This is a genomic window from Natrinema gelatinilyticum (genome assembly GCF_024266705.1).
GTDB lineage: Archaea > Halobacteriota > Halobacteria > Halobacteriales > Natrialbaceae > Natrinema > Natrinema gelatinilyticum.
Map to the genome: position 1 here is coordinate 1714685 of NZ_CP100756.1, position 14445 is coordinate 1729129.

General features: G+C 63.1%; 15 protein-coding genes. 8 read left to right on the plus strand and 7 right to left on the minus strand.

Annotation, left to right across the window (positions count from 1 at the left end):
• Window positions 1-501: 501 nt before the first annotated feature.
• Entirely contained in the window at window positions 502-1389 is an 888-nt protein-coding gene (locus NJU76_RS08385; RefSeq protein ID WP_254532439.1) for a helix-turn-helix transcriptional regulator, read from the minus strand.
• Between the two features lie 173 nt (window positions 1390-1562).
• Here NJU76_RS08385 and NJU76_RS08390 point away from each other — a divergent pair, with 173 nt between their 5' ends.
• Window positions 1563-2963 carry an FAD-binding oxidoreductase gene (locus NJU76_RS08390; protein ID WP_254532304.1) on the plus strand — a complete coding sequence of 467 codons (1401 nt, stop codon included), beginning with the start codon at window positions 1563-1565 and terminating at the stop codon, window positions 2961-2963.
• 366 nt (window positions 2964-3329) lie between these two features.
• Window positions 3330-3464: a hypothetical protein gene (locus NJU76_RS26540; RefSeq protein ID WP_256566647.1), complete on the plus strand. Its 135-nt coding sequence runs from the start codon at window positions 3330-3332 to the stop codon at window positions 3462-3464.
• A gap of 39 nt (window positions 3465-3503) precedes the next feature.
• Here the strand turns inward: NJU76_RS26540 and NJU76_RS08395 are convergent, their stop codons facing one another.
• Complete coding sequence (locus NJU76_RS08395; RefSeq protein ID WP_254532305.1) at window positions 3504-4463, minus strand: AEC family transporter; 960 nt, start codon at window positions 4461-4463, stop codon at window positions 3504-3506.
• Between the two features lie 212 nt (window positions 4464-4675).
• Between NJU76_RS08395 and NJU76_RS08400 the strand changes: the two genes are divergently transcribed.
• The 4 genes from NJU76_RS08400 (at window position 4676) to NJU76_RS08415 (ending at window position 7313) form a co-directional block, all read left to right on the plus strand.
• Window positions 4676-5284: a GNAT family N-acetyltransferase gene (locus tag NJU76_RS08400; RefSeq protein WP_254532306.1), complete on the plus strand. Its 609-nt coding sequence runs from the start codon at window positions 4676-4678 to the stop codon at window positions 5282-5284.
• Between the two features lie 148 nt (window positions 5285-5432).
• Window positions 5433-6098 (plus strand): thiamine phosphate synthase, encoded by a 666-nt coding sequence (gene thiE / locus NJU76_RS08405; protein WP_254532307.1) that lies wholly within the window; start codon window positions 5433-5435, stop codon window positions 6096-6098.
• A complete protein-coding gene (thiM, locus tag NJU76_RS08410) occupies window positions 6095-6925 on the plus strand; it encodes a hydroxyethylthiazole kinase (protein WP_254532308.1) in 831 nt (276 codons plus the stop codon). Before thiE ends, thiM begins: the two co-directional genes overlap by 4 nt.
• A 115-nt stretch (window positions 6926-7040) precedes the next feature.
• Window positions 7041-7313 carry a DUF7553 family protein gene (locus NJU76_RS08415; RefSeq protein ID WP_254532309.1) on the plus strand — a complete coding sequence of 91 codons (273 nt, stop codon included), beginning with the start codon at window positions 7041-7043 and terminating at the stop codon, window positions 7311-7313.
• Between the two features lie 108 nt (window positions 7314-7421).
• Here the strand turns inward: NJU76_RS08415 and NJU76_RS08420 are convergent, their stop codons facing one another.
• A complete protein-coding gene (locus tag NJU76_RS08420) occupies window positions 7422-8057 on the minus strand; it encodes a rubrerythrin family protein (RefSeq protein ID WP_254532441.1) in 636 nt (211 codons plus the stop codon).
• A gap of 172 nt (window positions 8058-8229) precedes the next feature.
• On the opposite strand from NJU76_RS08420, the gene NJU76_RS08425 reads away from it, so the two are divergent.
• Window positions 8230-9438, plus strand: coding sequence for a polysaccharide deacetylase family protein (locus NJU76_RS08425; protein ID WP_254532310.1), 1209 nt, complete (start codon window positions 8230-8232; stop codon window positions 9436-9438).
• Window positions 9439-9539: 101 nt separating this feature from the next.
• Here NJU76_RS08425 and NJU76_RS08430 read toward each other — a convergent pair whose 3' ends face one another.
• Window positions 9540-10403 (minus strand): sulfurtransferase, encoded by an 864-nt coding sequence (locus NJU76_RS08430; protein ID WP_254532311.1) that lies wholly within the window; start codon window positions 10401-10403, stop codon window positions 9540-9542.
• Between the two features lie 279 nt (window positions 10404-10682).
• On the opposite strand from NJU76_RS08430, the gene NJU76_RS08435 reads away from it, so the two are divergent.
• A complete protein-coding gene (locus NJU76_RS08435) occupies window positions 10683-11483 on the plus strand; it encodes a sulfurtransferase (protein WP_254532442.1) in 801 nt (266 codons plus the stop codon).
• Window positions 11484-11823: 340 nt separating this feature from the next.
• Here NJU76_RS08435 and NJU76_RS08440 read toward each other — a convergent pair whose 3' ends face one another.
• The 3 genes from NJU76_RS08440 to NJU76_RS08450 form a co-directional block, all read right to left on the minus strand.
• On the minus strand, window positions 11824-12036 hold the full coding sequence (locus NJU76_RS08440; RefSeq protein ID WP_254532312.1) for a hypothetical protein: 213 nt from the start codon (window positions 12034-12036) through the stop codon (window positions 11824-11826).
• 150 nt (window positions 12037-12186) lie between these two features.
• Window positions 12187-13767, minus strand: coding sequence for a sensor histidine kinase (locus NJU76_RS08445; protein ID WP_254532313.1), 1581 nt, complete (start codon window positions 13765-13767; stop codon window positions 12187-12189).
• 436 nt (window positions 13768-14203) lie between these two features.
• Window positions 14204-14425, minus strand: coding sequence for a type II toxin-antitoxin system HicB family antitoxin (locus tag NJU76_RS08450; protein ID WP_254532314.1), 222 nt, complete (start codon window positions 14423-14425; stop codon window positions 14204-14206).
• Window positions 14426-14445 lie beyond the last annotated feature (20 nt).

Here is a 14445-nt window from a genome sequence, read left to right on the forward strand (position 1 = left end):
AGGAGAATACCCGCGCGTTTCGGCGCGGGATGAATCCGACAACTCGGACGGAATCCACACTTCGATGACCAGTCCGATATTTCTTTTCCACACATTGAAGTAGGAAGTAATTCTATGATGGCGCAGGAATCAGGCAGGGAATAGAGTGATTCCCGCCAGTCCGACGATGGCGGCCTGCCCGCCCCAGGCAATCAGACAATAATCGGAACCAGTTGATGACCGCCCACCCCTCACAGGGGTGATGCGGAGTCGACTGCTGGAAGCACCACGGAACGTAACTCCGAGTCTGTCGAAGCCCACTCGACCCTCGCCGGGCACAAACAACCACGAGGGTCGACCACGGTCGAGGATAGGAGTACCGGGGGCTTGGCACTCCCAGCAGTCCCACCCGCCACAGTCCGTGACTCCCGCACGGATTCGCACCGTGTCGGGGGTCGGTGGAACTGCACACCTGAAATCTCCACCGCTCAGGATTCCTCCGCGTTCACGCGGAGGAGGATGTCAAAGAGACGAATCCGGTCGATCGACCAGCGGCTCTGAATCCGCTCTGACCGAGTCGTAGACCCTGTTTGCCCACTCGTAGGCAATCGGTGCGTCCGTATCGACGAAGACCTGCATGAGTCCGGTCGTTTCATCGTACCCGCCCATCCCGACGCGCTCGTCGAAGATCGCGAGGCCGTACGGGAGCTCATCGCGCGTTCGGAGTGACAAATGCCCGCGGTCGATCGCCTCTCGGGCCCGCTCTGGGTACGTCTCGAGAAGTTTTTCGATGATTACGGGCAGATAGACGATCTCGGTATCGGTCTTCTCGAAGATCTGCTGGTGAAACTCCCCGAGAACGAGCGGCGCCATGTGCGTGGTATTGAACCCCCGCAGGGTCTCCGACTCGCCGAGCAAGGACATGAACCGCTCGATCGGTTGATATGGGTTGTCCGGTTCGGCGGGTGTGATCTTCGCATCCACGAACGGCTCGATGACGAATTCCTGGTGGTCCTCACAGATGACGTCCAGCAGTGGCGCCAGTCGGTGGACGGTGTGTACGTTCGCCTCGAACCGAAGCACCTCGTCCGCAACGGCTTCGCCCCGACCCGTCAGCTGAAATCGGCCTTCATCCTTCTCTACGAAACCCTGCTCGCCGAGCCACTGCGTGAAGCGGTGGCTCGTCGCACGCGAGACGTCCAGTTGCGCTTCGATCTCCCGGCGGTCGAGCGGTTCTGCGCGGAGGGCTTCCAGAACCGGTCCGTGTCGCACGATGTCACCGAGAAGATCCGTGTCGACACGGTCGCCCGTCGCGTCGAGTCGCCGTCCGAGATATTGGTGGTTCCGTGCGTTCTCCAGGATGGCTTCCAAGACGGGAGAACCGGGTGGTGGGCGTTCCTCGTCGGCCATGTGTTCGTCCTCTTTGAATCCCACAGCGAGTCACCGGTGTACGGAACGATGGCACGGATTGTAACTCTATCTCGTACGTGGCGTGAGAGACAGTTCACGACGTGAATCGTGCGTATTCGGACGAACTCCTCTCAGTGAGTGAGGCCAATAGGTCTGCAACCGATCGGACGTCCATGGGACAACTGACCCTCGGTGACGAACGGATCGACCAGTTTCGAAGTGACGTCAACGGAGACGTGATCCGGTCCGGTGACGGTGCCTACGACGACGCACGGGCGGTCTGGAACGGGATGATCGACAGATATCCGACGCTGATCGTCAGGTGTCGAGGCACGGCGGACGTTATTCGATCGGTCGACTTCGCCCGAGAAAACGGGCTTCGCGTAGCCATTCGGGGTGGCGGCCACAACGTCGCCGGCACGGCGGTTTGTGATGATGGGCTCGTCATCGATCTTTCAGAAATGACGGGCGTCCGGGTCAACCCCGACGAACGGAAGGCGTGGGTACAGGCCGGTGCGACGTGGGCCGACGTCGACCACGAGACCCAGGCATTCGGCCTGGCGACACCCGGCGGTGTCGTCTCGGACACGGGGGTCGCGGGGCTCACGCTCGGGGGCGGCATCGGTCACCTCCGGTGTAAGTACGGCCTGACCTGCGACAACCTCGCGTCCGTCGAACTCGTCACGGCAAACGGCGAGTTTCTAACCGCCAGCAGGGACGAACACTCGGAGCTCTTTTGGGCGCTTCGCGGTGGTGGCGGTAATTTCGGCGTCGTGACCGACTTCGAGTTCGATCTCCACCCCGTTGGGCCAGACGTTGCGACCTGTTTCGTCTTCTATCCGGGAGATCGGGCGGCTGACTGTCTGCAGGCGTATCGCGAGTACGTTTCAGCAGCGCCGGACGAGGTTAGCACGCTTACATCTCTCGGGACGATGCCCGACGAGAACCTCTTCTCAGAAGACGTCGTAGACGACCTCAAGATCGGGTTCTTGGGATGTTACTCGGGACCGGCTTCGGAAGGCGAAGGGGCGCTCGCACCCCTGCGAGAACTCGCCGAGCCGATTGCCGACGTCAGCGGGACGGTTCCGTACGCCGAGTTCCAGCGAACGCTCGACGAAGACTATCCCTCGGGGATGCGGTACTACTGGAAATCGCTGTACCTCGACGGCCTCTCTGAACCGGCCATCGACCGAATCAGGTATTGGGCTGACACCGCCCCGTCCCCGTTAGCGACCGTTGACATCTGGCAACTGGGGGGCGCAATCGCGGACGTCGGTGTCGACGAGAGTTCCTTCGCGGGCAGGCATGCGCCGTTCCTCCTCGGTGTCGAGGCGAACTGGCAAGACCCTGAGCGAGACGACGCCAACGTGGAGTGGGTCCGCGATTGCCTGGCCGACATGCGGCAGTTCTCCGACGGTTCAGTCTACCTGAATTTTCCGGGTTTTCTGGAGGACAACGATGAACTCGTTCAAACCACGTTCGGAGCGGCGTACGAACGGTTGGTCGCGGTGAAAGACAAGTACGATCCGGAGAACCGCTTCGACGTGAACCAGAATATCAAGCCCTCGACCTGAGAGCGGCCCGACGAGTTCGCTTTTTTACCGCCGTGGCAGAGACGCGGTGCGCGCTCACCGCCGGCCGAGAATGAAAAACCGCCGCTATGAGACAGTGCGCGTACTGCGGCGATCACGTCCATCGCGACGCGTCGTTTGCGTCGACACGTCTGGCGACGCTTCGTTCACTTCCCACTAGCTACTGGAAACGTATTCGAACGGCAGGCTCCGGTCGTTCGGTCGAAACGGACCCACAAACGTTACTAGTCCTCGGTGGACACCTCGGGGAGACTGAGATACAGCGAGAATTCGCAAGCTGTAGGTTACACGGAACGCATATACTTGGCCGAGTGACTCTCTGGCCTGTCAATCCGTGGTGGGTGGCGAATGCGTTCCCATAGTCACTCGGTACGTACCGTTCGTCCGGCCATCCGACCGGACGACCACGATGCCGACGCCAGTGCAACGGTACTCGGAATCAGTGCACCACCGGTCAGCGACGCTCACGCCGACGACGAGTGATGAAACGCCATCGTTTTCTGTCTCCTATCCGTTTCGGAGTCAGATCACCACGCCGGACTGCAAAATCGCGATCACGAGGGTGAGTGCCGGAATCGAGAGCACCGTGGTGAGGAACACGCAGGTCGAGACGTACTCCGAGACGAGGACCCCTCCCGATCGCGAGCCGTCGGCGAATTCGATGACGAGAATCAGCGGCGTCACTGCCGCCGGCATGGCGGTCTCGAGAACGAACACGCGAGCGACCGTCGGGTCCTGGAACCCGAGGACGAGCGCGATTCCAAGGCCGACGATGGGGGCGACGCCGAGTTTGAGGGCGGTGGCGGGCCACGCCCGTGAAACGGCGGCGGCGGTGTCCGAGCGCGCGAGCTGGATTCCGAGGATGAGCAGCATCAGCGGTATCGAGGCTTCACCGACCAACTGGAGCGTCTCCATGCTCGCGGTCTCGGCGGACGGAACCAGATTCAGAGACCGCGCGATCAGCGCGGCGGCGACGGCGTAGACGAGCGGGATATAGAACACCCGCCGAACGCCCTCGAGGCCAGCGGAACCGCTGCTCCGGGAGGCGACGTAGACGCCGACTGTGTACATCAACACAGATTGGACCGAAAGGAAGAGAACGGCCGTCTGGCGGCCGATTTCCCCGAATGCGAAATCGGAGACGGGAATGCCAAGATTCCCCGAGTTACAGAAGATCGCGACCAGTACGAGCCCGCTCAACGCCGGTTCCCGCTCGCCGACGATGCGTCCGGCGGTCTCGGCGATCGCCCACATCACGGCCGTGAACGCGGCGATTCCGACCGCGACCCGCAGGAGTGTCGTCGTCTCGAGTTCCGTGACGGCGAGACTGTGAAACACCAGCGCGGGTGCTAGCACGTAGACGACGGCCGTGTTCAGCGGCTCCGGATCGAGATCCTTGACGGTGGCGAGGACGTAGCCCACGCCCGCGATGGCGACGATCGGCCCGACCGCGGATGAGAAAATCCCGACCAGGTCCGCCATTGGTCAGTGGTTGCCCTCCGCTCGGGCCGGTCGGCCCGAGGCGCTCGTCTCTTGGCCACCGGTCGCTTCTCGCATTACGCGTCAGATACGTTCCGTGCACACTATGACTTACGATGCTGTCGTTCTGGTCCGACGTTCGCCGCGGGCAGGACGATGATCTCATTTTGGATCCGTTTCAGCGAATTTATCGTTCGAGAGCGAGGACCGCCAATATGGCATCCGACGTCCGTATTCGAGTCGCGACGCCGGCGGACGCGGCCGCCGTCCGTACCATTTACGCGCCCTTCTGCGAGTCGACGGCCGTCACCTTCGAGGAAACCCCGCCTTCCGAGATCGAACTGGCCGACCGGATCGAATCGACGCTCGGGCGGCATCCGTGGCTGGTCTGTGAGGACGACGGCGAGATACTCGGCTACGCGTACGCAGGGCCACTTCGCGAGCGCCGTGCCTACGACTGGATCGTCGAACTGTCGGTCTACGTGGCCGACGCGACGCGCCGGTCGGGCATCGGTCGGGCGCTGTACGAATCGCTGTTCGCCGTCCTCGAGCGACAGGGGATTCACGACGCCTACGCGGTGACGACGGTCCCCAATCCCGAAACGGAGCGCTTCCACGAGGCGCTGGGGTTCGACCGTCTGGTCGAGTTCCCAGCGATGGGCCACACGGATGGGGAGTGGTGGGACGTGGCCTGGTGGCGGCGACCGATCGCCGAGAAGCCCGAGACGCCGGAGCGGGTGCGCGCGCTTCCGGCCGTACGTGAGGACGACGATTGGGAATCGCTCGTGCGGTCAGGTGAGGCGTTCCTGCAGCTATCGTCGTAGCGGTCGGACGAACTACCGCAGTAGCGTCACGCTTCGAACGCGGCGCCGGGGCCAAAATTATCACGAACACTGGTTCCGCATCCGCATCGCCTGGCGGTTCGTTCGAGCGACCGAAGCCGCTTTGTGCGACTACCGACTGGTATTCCACATGAATCCCTCGAACTGGCGAACCTATCTCGTGACGCAGGCGTCACTTTCGGGCGACCGATCGACGCCGGAGATCGTCCGCGAGGCTATCGACGGTGGAGTCGACGCCGTCCAACTCCGCGAGAAGGACTCGAGTGCCCGATTGCGGTACGAACTCGGTCACGAACTGCGCGAATTGACGGCGGAGGCGGGCGTCGACCTGATCGTCAACGATCGGGTCGACATCGCGCGCGCGATCGACGCCGATGGCGTCCACGTCGGGCAGTCGGATCTGCCGATCTCGGCCGCCCGGGACCTGCTGGGCTCGGACGCGACCGTCGGCTGTTCGACGTCCACGGTCGCGGAGGCCCGTCAGGCGGAAGCCGAGGGGGCGGATTACCTCGGCGTCGGAGCCGTCTACGGAACGTCCTCGAAAGAGATCGTCGACGAGAGAGACGGAATCGGCCCGGAACGGATCGCCAAGATCGCCGACGCGGTCTCGATTCCGATCGTCGGTATCGGCGGCATCACGGCCGACAACGCCGGTCCTGTGGTGGCGGCGGGTGCGGCTGGCGTGGCGGTCATCAGCGAGATCACGGCGGCCGCGGATCCGCGAATCGCGACCGAAACGCTTGCGACCGCCGTCGAAACGCCGAAGGCCGTCGATACCGGAACTCCTTCAGAATGAGTGTGACTGACACCGCTGCAGGCGACCTCGCAGACTCGGTCCAGACGGTCCGAGAGCAAGAACCGCTCGTGCAGTCGCTGACCAATACGGTGACGATCAACGACGTCGCGAACGTGACGCTCCACTGGGGGGGGTTACCAGTGATGGCCGACTCGTTCGGTGACGCCGGAGAGATGGCGGATCTCGCACACGCGGTCCTGATCAACACAGGTCAGGTACCAGACGGTCGCGTCGAAGCGATGCACGAGGCTGGCCGGAAAGCCAACGAACGGAACATTCCTGTCGTCCTCGACCCCGTCGGCGTCGGATCGACGCCGTCCCGTCAGGCAGTGGCCGAGAGCCTCCTCTCCGACATCGACTTCACCGTCATCAACGGAAATTACGGTGAAATCAGTGCGCTCGCGGGCGTCGAGGCAGAAGTCAAAGGCGTCGAATCGGTCGGTGAGTACGAATCGATCGAGCGGACTGCTCGCTCTCTCGCCGAGTCGACGGATTCAATCGTCGTAGCCTCGGGCATCGACGACGTCGTTGCGGATTCCGACGGCGCCGTCCGGCTCTCCGCCGGCCACGAGATGCTGGGAGAAGTCGTCGGAACTGGCTGCATGCTCGGCGTTACCATCGCGACCTTCTGCGGTGCCATCGCGGACGCTTCGACGGCCGCCGTCCACGGCACGCTCGGGTTCGGCATCGCCGGCGAGCGTGCAGCCGACCTCGGGTATACGGGGCCGGGGAGCTACCGGATGAATTTCCGGGATGCCGTCTCCGGTATTACGGCCGACGTCGCAGCGGCCGTCGACCTCGAGCAACGCATCGAACAAGTGCGTTGAGTCCGAGTCGTACACCGTTTTCGTCCGAGCCGACACTGCTCGCCGTTCAGACGCCGTCCCTGCCAGTCCGACACGTAATGAAACTGTTTTATCGGTCCCGAACATATCGGAAACTATGGCCCGCGACGAACTCAAAAGCGCAGCCGAATCGATCGAACGAGCAGCGGACGAAGCGTCCGACGACGCGGCAACAGATCGTCTTCAGAATCAATCGGAACAGTTCGCGGCGTACGCGACGGCCGACCGTGGCCCCGACCACGGCCAGCTCGCGCGCCACGAACACATTTTGAACGAGGTCGCCGACGAGGAAGGCGGCGACGTCGCGTCGGGTCTCGAGGACGCGCTCGAGTCGATCAGTGCGTTTCGAGAGACCGTCGAGGGCGTCTAACGGCTAGACCGACGGCACACGGCGGTCGGAGCCGCCGAGTCGCGTTTTCGCCGGGGATCGTCGCCGCCCTAGTTCGGTCTCCGCCGACCGCCGTTCGAATCGGTACGTTCAGCAGACGGGTTTTGGGTTCGCACCCAGCCCCTCGAGCGTCTCGACGTACTCGTCGTACGCCGCCTGGATCGCGCCCGTCGCCGCCTGCTCGGCGCGCTCCCAGTCGTCGTCGCTCCGGCAGACCGTTTCGAGCAGGTCGGTCGCACGCTCGAGCTGGTCGTCCAGATCGTCACCGAACTCCCGAAACAGACTGGCGGTCTGGGGGTCGGCGTCGCCGACGAAGTAGCCGACGACCTGGTCTTTCGAGCGCTTGCTCGCGAGGATCCGGCCGACGAACCCGCCGACGCGTTCGACGGTGTCCTTCTGGTCGCGGAGATACTCGTGAAGAGTCGGAACGTCGGATGGGTCGTACTCGTCGTCACCGAGTTTGTCAGTGACGATTTCGTAGTGGGACTGCTCTTCGTCGGCGGTGGCTTCGAACGCAGCGCGCACCTCGTCTGCGGTCTCGTCGTCGGCCCACCCGGAGAACGTTTGCCAGGCGGCGTATTCAGCGTTGGCGGTCGCCTCGAGGACGGGTTCGGTGTCGATCTCGCCGCCGGTGTCGGCATACAGCGACTTCGACGACCCGAGTCGTGAGAGCGCGGTCTGGTTCTCTTCGCTGACTGTCTCGACGAACGTCTCCGGATCGGTCATGAGGTCCGCTTCGACCGGGCTCGAGTTATGTCTATCGTGATGTGACTCGGAGACGTTCTCGAGGGGGATCACCCGACTCGGCTGGGGATGGCGATAGGCAACAGTTACTGGCTGGCGACCGATTTCCAGTGGCGGCATAACAATTACAGTATCTAGACTGTCATCGAATGGAATGAAACGACGAGCGTACCTCGTGACGGCCGCCGCGGCGACGCTTGGCGGCTGTTCCGCCTTGACGAATTCCGAATCGACAGACGATGATGGTGACGACCCCTCTGGCTCATCGGAGGAGCCGGTCGACGAAGAGCCCGGCTCGTTCGACCGCTTCGACGACCTCTCGATGTGGACGGTGATGGAGGGAACGCTGGAACTCGACACCGAACGGGCGTACGTCGGTGACCAGTCTGGCCTCATGTCAGCCTCCCTGAGCGAACGACGAGCCATGATCAAGCGGCGATTCGACCAGCCGCGCGATCTCTCCAGTGAGTTCCCGGCGCTGGCGCTGGCGACCGATCAGGGCACCGACCCGTTCGTCCAGCTCACGGACACCGACGGGAACCGGCTAATCCTCCAGGCGAGAGTCGAGCCCGGCCTCCCGCTCGCCCACCACGACCTCGGCGTCGTCGGCACCGACGGAAAGCCGGACCTGAGCTCGGTCGTCCACGTCAAAATTTCGACGTGGGCGGGCGACAGCGAGGCGCGGGTCTGGTGTGACGACCTGTATTTCGTCTCCAGGCCGGACACCGGAAAAGTCCTCCTGCAGTTCGACGGCGGCACCGAAACCGCCTACACTCGCGCCCGTTCGACGCTGTCCGAGTACGGGTTCCCGGCGACCGCGTTCGTCCCGACCGACGAGGTCGGCGGTGCTGGCACCCTTCGCCAGGACCAACTCGAGACCCTCCAGAGCGAGGGCTGGACGATCGGGAGCCAGGGGAAAACCGGAAGCGATCTCACCGGACGGAGCGAGTCGGCCAAGCGAGACGAGATTCAGGGAGCCATCGACTGGCTCGAGCGTAACGGCTTCGAAGACGGTGCCAGTTACTTCGCGTATCCCCTCAACCGGTACGACGACGCGGTGATGAGTCTCGTCGACGAACACCACGACGTCGGTTTCATCGCGGGCCACGCCGGTCACGCCGACCTGTTGAACCCCGCGCTCGCGCCCCAAGCGGCCAGTCCGTCGCTCGACGAAGCCCGCAAACTGCTCGATCGGACGGCACGGTACCGGACGATCACCACGCTGAGTTACAGCGATCTCTCCGGTCGGACGCGGTTGGCGTTCCAAGAGACGATGTCGTATCTCAACGACCTCGAATCGGCCGGAGACATCGAGGTCGTCGGGCCCGACGATATCGCGTCGAACCACGTATACGAAGCGTAATATTTCGACGAGTAGTCCGGCTAGCGGCGGTGCTGACGTTCTATTGGAGTGTATCGAGAAATAGCTGCGTGATCGATCGTATCTTCCTGCCGAAACGACGCTTATTCGGCGCTGCCCTTCTCGATCGGTGCGTTGACCAGGTTGCCCCACTCCGTCCAGGACCCGTCGTAGTTGACGGCGTCGTCGTAACCGAGCAGTTCGTGCAGCGCGAACCAGGCGACAGAGGAGCGCTCCCCGATACGGCAGTAGGCGACGGTCGTCTCGTTACCGTCGATGCCCTCGTCGGCGTAGAGTTCCTCGAGTTCCTCGCGGCCCTTGAAGGTGCCGTCGTCGTTGGTCACGGCGGCCCACGAGATGTTTCTCGCGCCGGGGATGTGGCCGCCGCGCTGGGCGGTCTCCTGGAGCCCCGGCGGGGCGAGTACTTCGCCGGAGAACTCTTCGGGCGAGCGAACGTCGACGAGCGGAACGCCGCGCTCGATCGCGTTTTCGACGTCTTCACGGTAGGCGCGAATGCTCTCTCGCGGACCGGCTGCCTCGTACTCGGTTTCGGAGAAGTCGGGTTCCTCGTCGGTGGTCGGGTAGTCGTTCTGCAGCCAGTATTCGCGGCCGCCGTCGAGGAGGTAGACCTCGTCGTGGCCATAGTACTTGAACTGCCAGTAGGTGTAGGCGGCGAACCAGTTGGAGTTGTCCCCGTAGAGGACGACGGTGGAGTCCTCGCTGATACCGTGGCTGCCGAGCAGTTCTTCGAAATCGTCTTTCGAGAGGATGTCGCGGGTAACCTGGTCCTGGAGCTGGGTTTCCCAGTTGAACCCGATCGCGCCGGGTGCGTGCTCCTCCTCGTAGGCCTCCGTGTCGACGTCGACTTCGACGAGTCGCAGGTCTGAATCGTCGTTCTGGAAGTCCTCGAGCCGGTCCTCGACCCAATCGGCCGTGACGAGTACGTCTTTGGCGTAGTCGGTTGCCATGCACTTCCGTTCGATGGCGACACACAAAGGATCTGCCTAACCGGTCAATTCGGACACCTATCGACTCTGACGGACATATTTGCCGCCTCTTGTATCGTCAATCGGTATATCCGCCGGTACGGCACCTGAATTCGACAGTTTCGCTCCCTTTTTATAATATCTGTGATGATATTGGTCAGATTTTTCAACAGACACCAGCAAGAGTTGCCACTGTCCCGGTACTCGAAATTGGCGTCGAAACCGGTGCGTTCTCGAGTCTCCGTGAGTATGTACCGACTAATGGACGAATCCGTCGTCGTCTCCCCCGACTGGCTCGCATCGCGACTGGACGACCCCACCGTACGCATCGTCGACGTCAGGGACGCCTGGGAATACGACGGCATCGGGCATCTCCCCGGCGCGGTGAACATCCCGTTCGATCGATACCGCGACGAGAGCGACGTCGACCGCGGGACCTTGCCCGGTGCCGACGCCTTCGCGGACTTGCTCGGTAACGTCGGCATCGATCCCAACGATACGATCGTCGCCTACGACGACACTCATGGCGTCTTCGCCGCCCGTTTCGTGCTCACCGCCCTCGAGTACGGTCACGACGACGTCCGCCTCCTCGACGGTGATTACAGCGCCTGGAACCGCGAGTACGAAACGACGACCGACGCGTCCGCGACTGAACCGACGACCTACGAGCCCGATCCGCTGGCCCCCGACGAGACCCCGCTGGTCGGCTACGAGGCCGTCCAGGAAGCCCTCGAGCGAGACGCCGTGTTCGTCGACACGCGCGAGCGAGACGAGTTCGAGGAAGCCCACCTGCCGGGTGCCGTGCGGTTCGACTGGCGCGAGGTCGTCGACGAGGAGACGCGGCGACTGAAACCCGATGCGGAACTCGAGGCCCTGCTCGAAGACCACGGAATCACCCCGAACCGGGAGATCGTCCTCTACTGCAATACTGCGCGGCGGATCAGCCACACCTTCGTCGTCCTGACGGCACTCGACTACGAGACCGTCGCCTTCTACGAGGGTAGCCTCACGGAGTGGCTCGCCCACGATGGCGAGGTCGAGAGCGGACCCGAAGACGCGTAGCGGGCGAACACGTGCAATACACTCACAGACCGCCGACCCCGCAGACGTCCGCTGATCCTGCGAGCGCGGCCCCTTCTCCGGCCTCGAGCGACGAGATGATCGTGACGGTCTCGAGTGGAAACGAAGGGGTACGAACTATCATAACTCAGAATATTATTGAAAAATTATATGACTCGAGAGCTGTGAGCGGGCTCGTCGGCTGTCGACGATTGCTCTTCGCGACGGCCTGTGCCGGTAGACTGACGGGCTGTTCGTCGACTCCGTCCGAACTCTGGTCGAACGAGACGGCGGAGACGGAAATCCGTCCGTCTCGGTAGCGGTGACGAGAGCGTCGGCGGTGCTACAGGACGTTCGCCGCGGCGGTGGATGGCGGGTCGACGTCCCCCGCGATGTCACAGCGGAGGTCCAGCCAGGTGTGACCGTGGGACTCGACATCCGAGTTTGGAACAGGGGGGACCGGGACGTTCGCGGGCGTATTCGACGTTCCGGACGCGCCGCCGACGGTTTCCTCGGAGCGAGTCGACAGCAGACGTTCGCCGGGTACACGGAGCACGTGACCACCGACGACGACGCGGTACCGAGAGCCCGAACGGCCGTCTTTGACACCGGCTTCGAACGGTATCCGGTTCCGTTCACTGTCGTCGAATCGAATACGAGGTGCCGAAATTCGACCGAGAAGCGTACTCGGAACCCGACCACGGGGTCACGATTCGTCCGCCGTTGCGGCCGGAAGCGTAAACCGGAACGTCGCCCCCTCGTCGAGTTCGGAGTCGACCCAGATCTCGCCGCCGTGGCGCTCGACGATACGCCGACAGAGCGTGAGGCCGATTCCCGTCCCGGCGTGTTCCTCGCGAGTGTGAAGTCGTTCGAACACTTCGAAGACCCGTTCCTCGTCGTCGGGCGGAATTCCGATACCGTCGTCGCTGACCGAGATGAGCCAGTCGCTGCCTTCCCGTCGAGCCTCGACGCAGATCCGCGGCGGTTCGTCGCCGCTGTATTCGAGCGCGTTGGATAGCAGATTCTGGACCAACTGTCGCAACTGGTCGGCATCGCCCTCGACCCAGGGCAGCGACTCGCTCGACAGGGTCGCGTCAGTCTCCTCGAGTCTGAGTTCCAGGTCGTTTCGCACGTCTGCGAACACGGCGTTCAGATCGACCGGTTCGAGCGGATCGCCCCGCGTTTCGACTCGCGAGTACGCGAGGAGGCCGTCGATCATCGCTTGCATCCGGTCCGCGCCGTCGACGGCGAACTCGATGAACTCCCGACCGTCAGCGTCGAGTTCGTCCCCGTAGCGGTTCTCGAGGAGCGTGAGGTAACTCGAGACCATCCGCAGGGGTTCCTTGAGGTCGTGAGAGGCGGCGTTGGCGAACTGTTCTAACCGTTCGTTCGACGCTTCGAGTTTCCGTTCGGAGTGGTGGCGCTCGAGTTCGGAACTGACCCAGTTGCCGAGCAGTTCGACGAACGTGACCTCCCAGTCGGAGAATTCATCGACGTGGGCGTCCAGATCGTAGAAGCAGAACGTGCCGTAGACTTCGTCGTCGACCGAAATGGGCGTTCCGAGATAACAGGAGATGCCCCACTCCGCGTTTCCGGCGCGATCGGCTAATTCCGGCGCGTCCCTGTCGACGTCTTCTATGACCAGCGTCTGTTCGGTATCGACGGCGCGCTCACAGTTCGTCGCGGACAGCGGCGCGGTATCCCCCATTTCGAGGTCGGCGTCGGCCGGCGCGTCGACGGCCTCGAAAATGTACTCATCTGCGTCCTCGTGGATCCGGGACAGCGTCGCGTAGTCCGTGCCGATCGTTCGCCGGACGACTCCGAGCAGCGAGTCGATCTTTTCGTCGAACTGTCGGTCGGGGTCCGCGATCACCTCGTATGCATCCTGCAACGCACGTTCGCGGTCTCGGAGCCGTTCCGTCCGCCGAGCGCGCTCGGTGTCGATCCGTACGGTCACCGTCAGCCCCGTTTCGGAGGGATACGCACGCCCCACCAGGCGGGAATCGAGCGACTCGGCGACAGTCTCGAACCCGACGGGTTCCTGCGTCTCCATCGCCCGCTCGTATTCGGTCCGAACCGCCGATCCGATCACGTCGGGAGTCACCTCCCAGACGACCGTCCCGAGCACGTCAGCTTCGGATCGGTCGAGTAACTGTTCGGCCTGCTCGTTACAAAACGTGAACTGCCACTCCTCGTCGAGCGCGAAGACGGCGTCGGTGACCCGATCGTAAACTGCAGCCAGAGCGTCGCTGTCGTGCGGTCCTGACGGGTCAGTTCTCCCTGGCATGTGGTGATTTAATGTGATTGCGACGGATAAGCTACCCGTCGGCAACGTCCCGCCAGTCTGAGGCCGTCGAGTACGTCGCGTCGGAGCGTTCGTCGAACGCCAACGGGGACGCCGCCGCGACTGTTCGTATTGATCTTCGCGCTGTCGCATCCCGGGTGGATCTCGATCTCGAGGTCCGTCAGGAAGTGCGGCGGCCTGTCCGCCGAGGGTCGCGATACCGAGCGCCGTCGCAGCGAGTCCCGACCCCGCACGGAGAATGCGTCGCCGGCCGAGCGTGACGCGTCGCTGACCGCGTGGGGGTATCTGCCATCGATTCGACTCGTCTCGTGGAGGTTCTGCTTCGTGGGTCTATTCCAAACCACAAACTATCACTGACAGTGACATTTAATACGGCATACGCCTCGAAAAAGGGCATACCGGCCCCGCGTTCTCGAATTCAGAGCCAGTCGTCGCCCGGGTCGTCGTCGGTCGCTTCCCTGTACGATTCGACCGCCGCCGCAAGGTTCGCGAGCGCTTCCTCGGGCGTCTGCCCCTGGCTCGAGACGCCAGTCACCTCGTCGTCTGCGATGTGGAGCCCGTGATCGTTCTGGCGCATGACGACGTCTGCATCCTCGAGCGCGTCGTACTCCGAAGGATCGACGTCTGCGTCGGAGCTCATACGCGAGGATTGTCGGGGTC

What these genes read in the sequence shown, in the direction of transcription:
- NJU76_RS08450 (WP_254532314.1), bottom strand. Translation starts at nt 14,425, where the DNA reads ATGAGCTCCGACGCAGACGTCGATCCTTCGGAGTACGACGCGCTCGAG.
- NJU76_RS26540 (WP_256566647.1), top strand. Translation starts at nt 3,330, where the DNA reads ATGCGTTCCCATAGTCACTCGGTACGTACCGTTCGTCCGGCCATCCGA.
- thiM (WP_254532308.1), top strand. Translation starts at nt 6,095, where the DNA reads ATGAGTGTGACTGACACCGCTGCAGGCGACCTCGCAGACTCGGTCCAG.
- NJU76_RS08385 (WP_254532439.1), bottom strand. Translation starts at nt 1,389, where the DNA reads ATGGCCGACGAGGAACGCCCACCACCCGGTTCTCCCGTCTTGGAAGCC.
- NJU76_RS08435 (WP_254532442.1), top strand. Translation starts at nt 10,683, where the DNA reads ATGGACGAATCCGTCGTCGTCTCCCCCGACTGGCTCGCATCGCGACTG.
- NJU76_RS08430 (WP_254532311.1), bottom strand. Translation starts at nt 10,403, where the DNA reads ATGGCAACCGACTACGCCAAAGACGTACTCGTCACGGCCGATTGGGTC.
- NJU76_RS08390 (WP_254532304.1), top strand. Translation starts at nt 1,563, where the DNA reads ATGGGACAACTGACCCTCGGTGACGAACGGATCGACCAGTTTCGAAGT.
- NJU76_RS08395 (WP_254532305.1), bottom strand. Translation starts at nt 4,463, where the DNA reads ATGGCGGACCTGGTCGGGATTTTCTCATCCGCGGTCGGGCCGATCGTC.
- NJU76_RS08425 (WP_254532310.1), top strand. Translation starts at nt 8,230, where the DNA reads ATGAAACGACGAGCGTACCTCGTGACGGCCGCCGCGGCGACGCTTGGC.
- NJU76_RS08400 (WP_254532306.1), top strand. Translation starts at nt 4,676, where the DNA reads ATGGCATCCGACGTCCGTATTCGAGTCGCGACGCCGGCGGACGCGGCC.
- NJU76_RS08420 (WP_254532441.1), bottom strand. Translation starts at nt 8,057, where the DNA reads ATGACCGATCCGGAGACGTTCGTCGAGACAGTCAGCGAAGAGAACCAG.
- thiE (WP_254532307.1), top strand. Translation starts at nt 5,433, where the DNA reads ATGAATCCCTCGAACTGGCGAACCTATCTCGTGACGCAGGCGTCACTT.
- NJU76_RS08415 (WP_254532309.1), top strand. Translation starts at nt 7,041, where the DNA reads ATGGCCCGCGACGAACTCAAAAGCGCAGCCGAATCGATCGAACGAGCA.
- NJU76_RS08445 (WP_254532313.1), bottom strand. Translation starts at nt 13,767, where the DNA reads ATGCCAGGGAGAACTGACCCGTCAGGACCGCACGACAGCGACGCTCTG.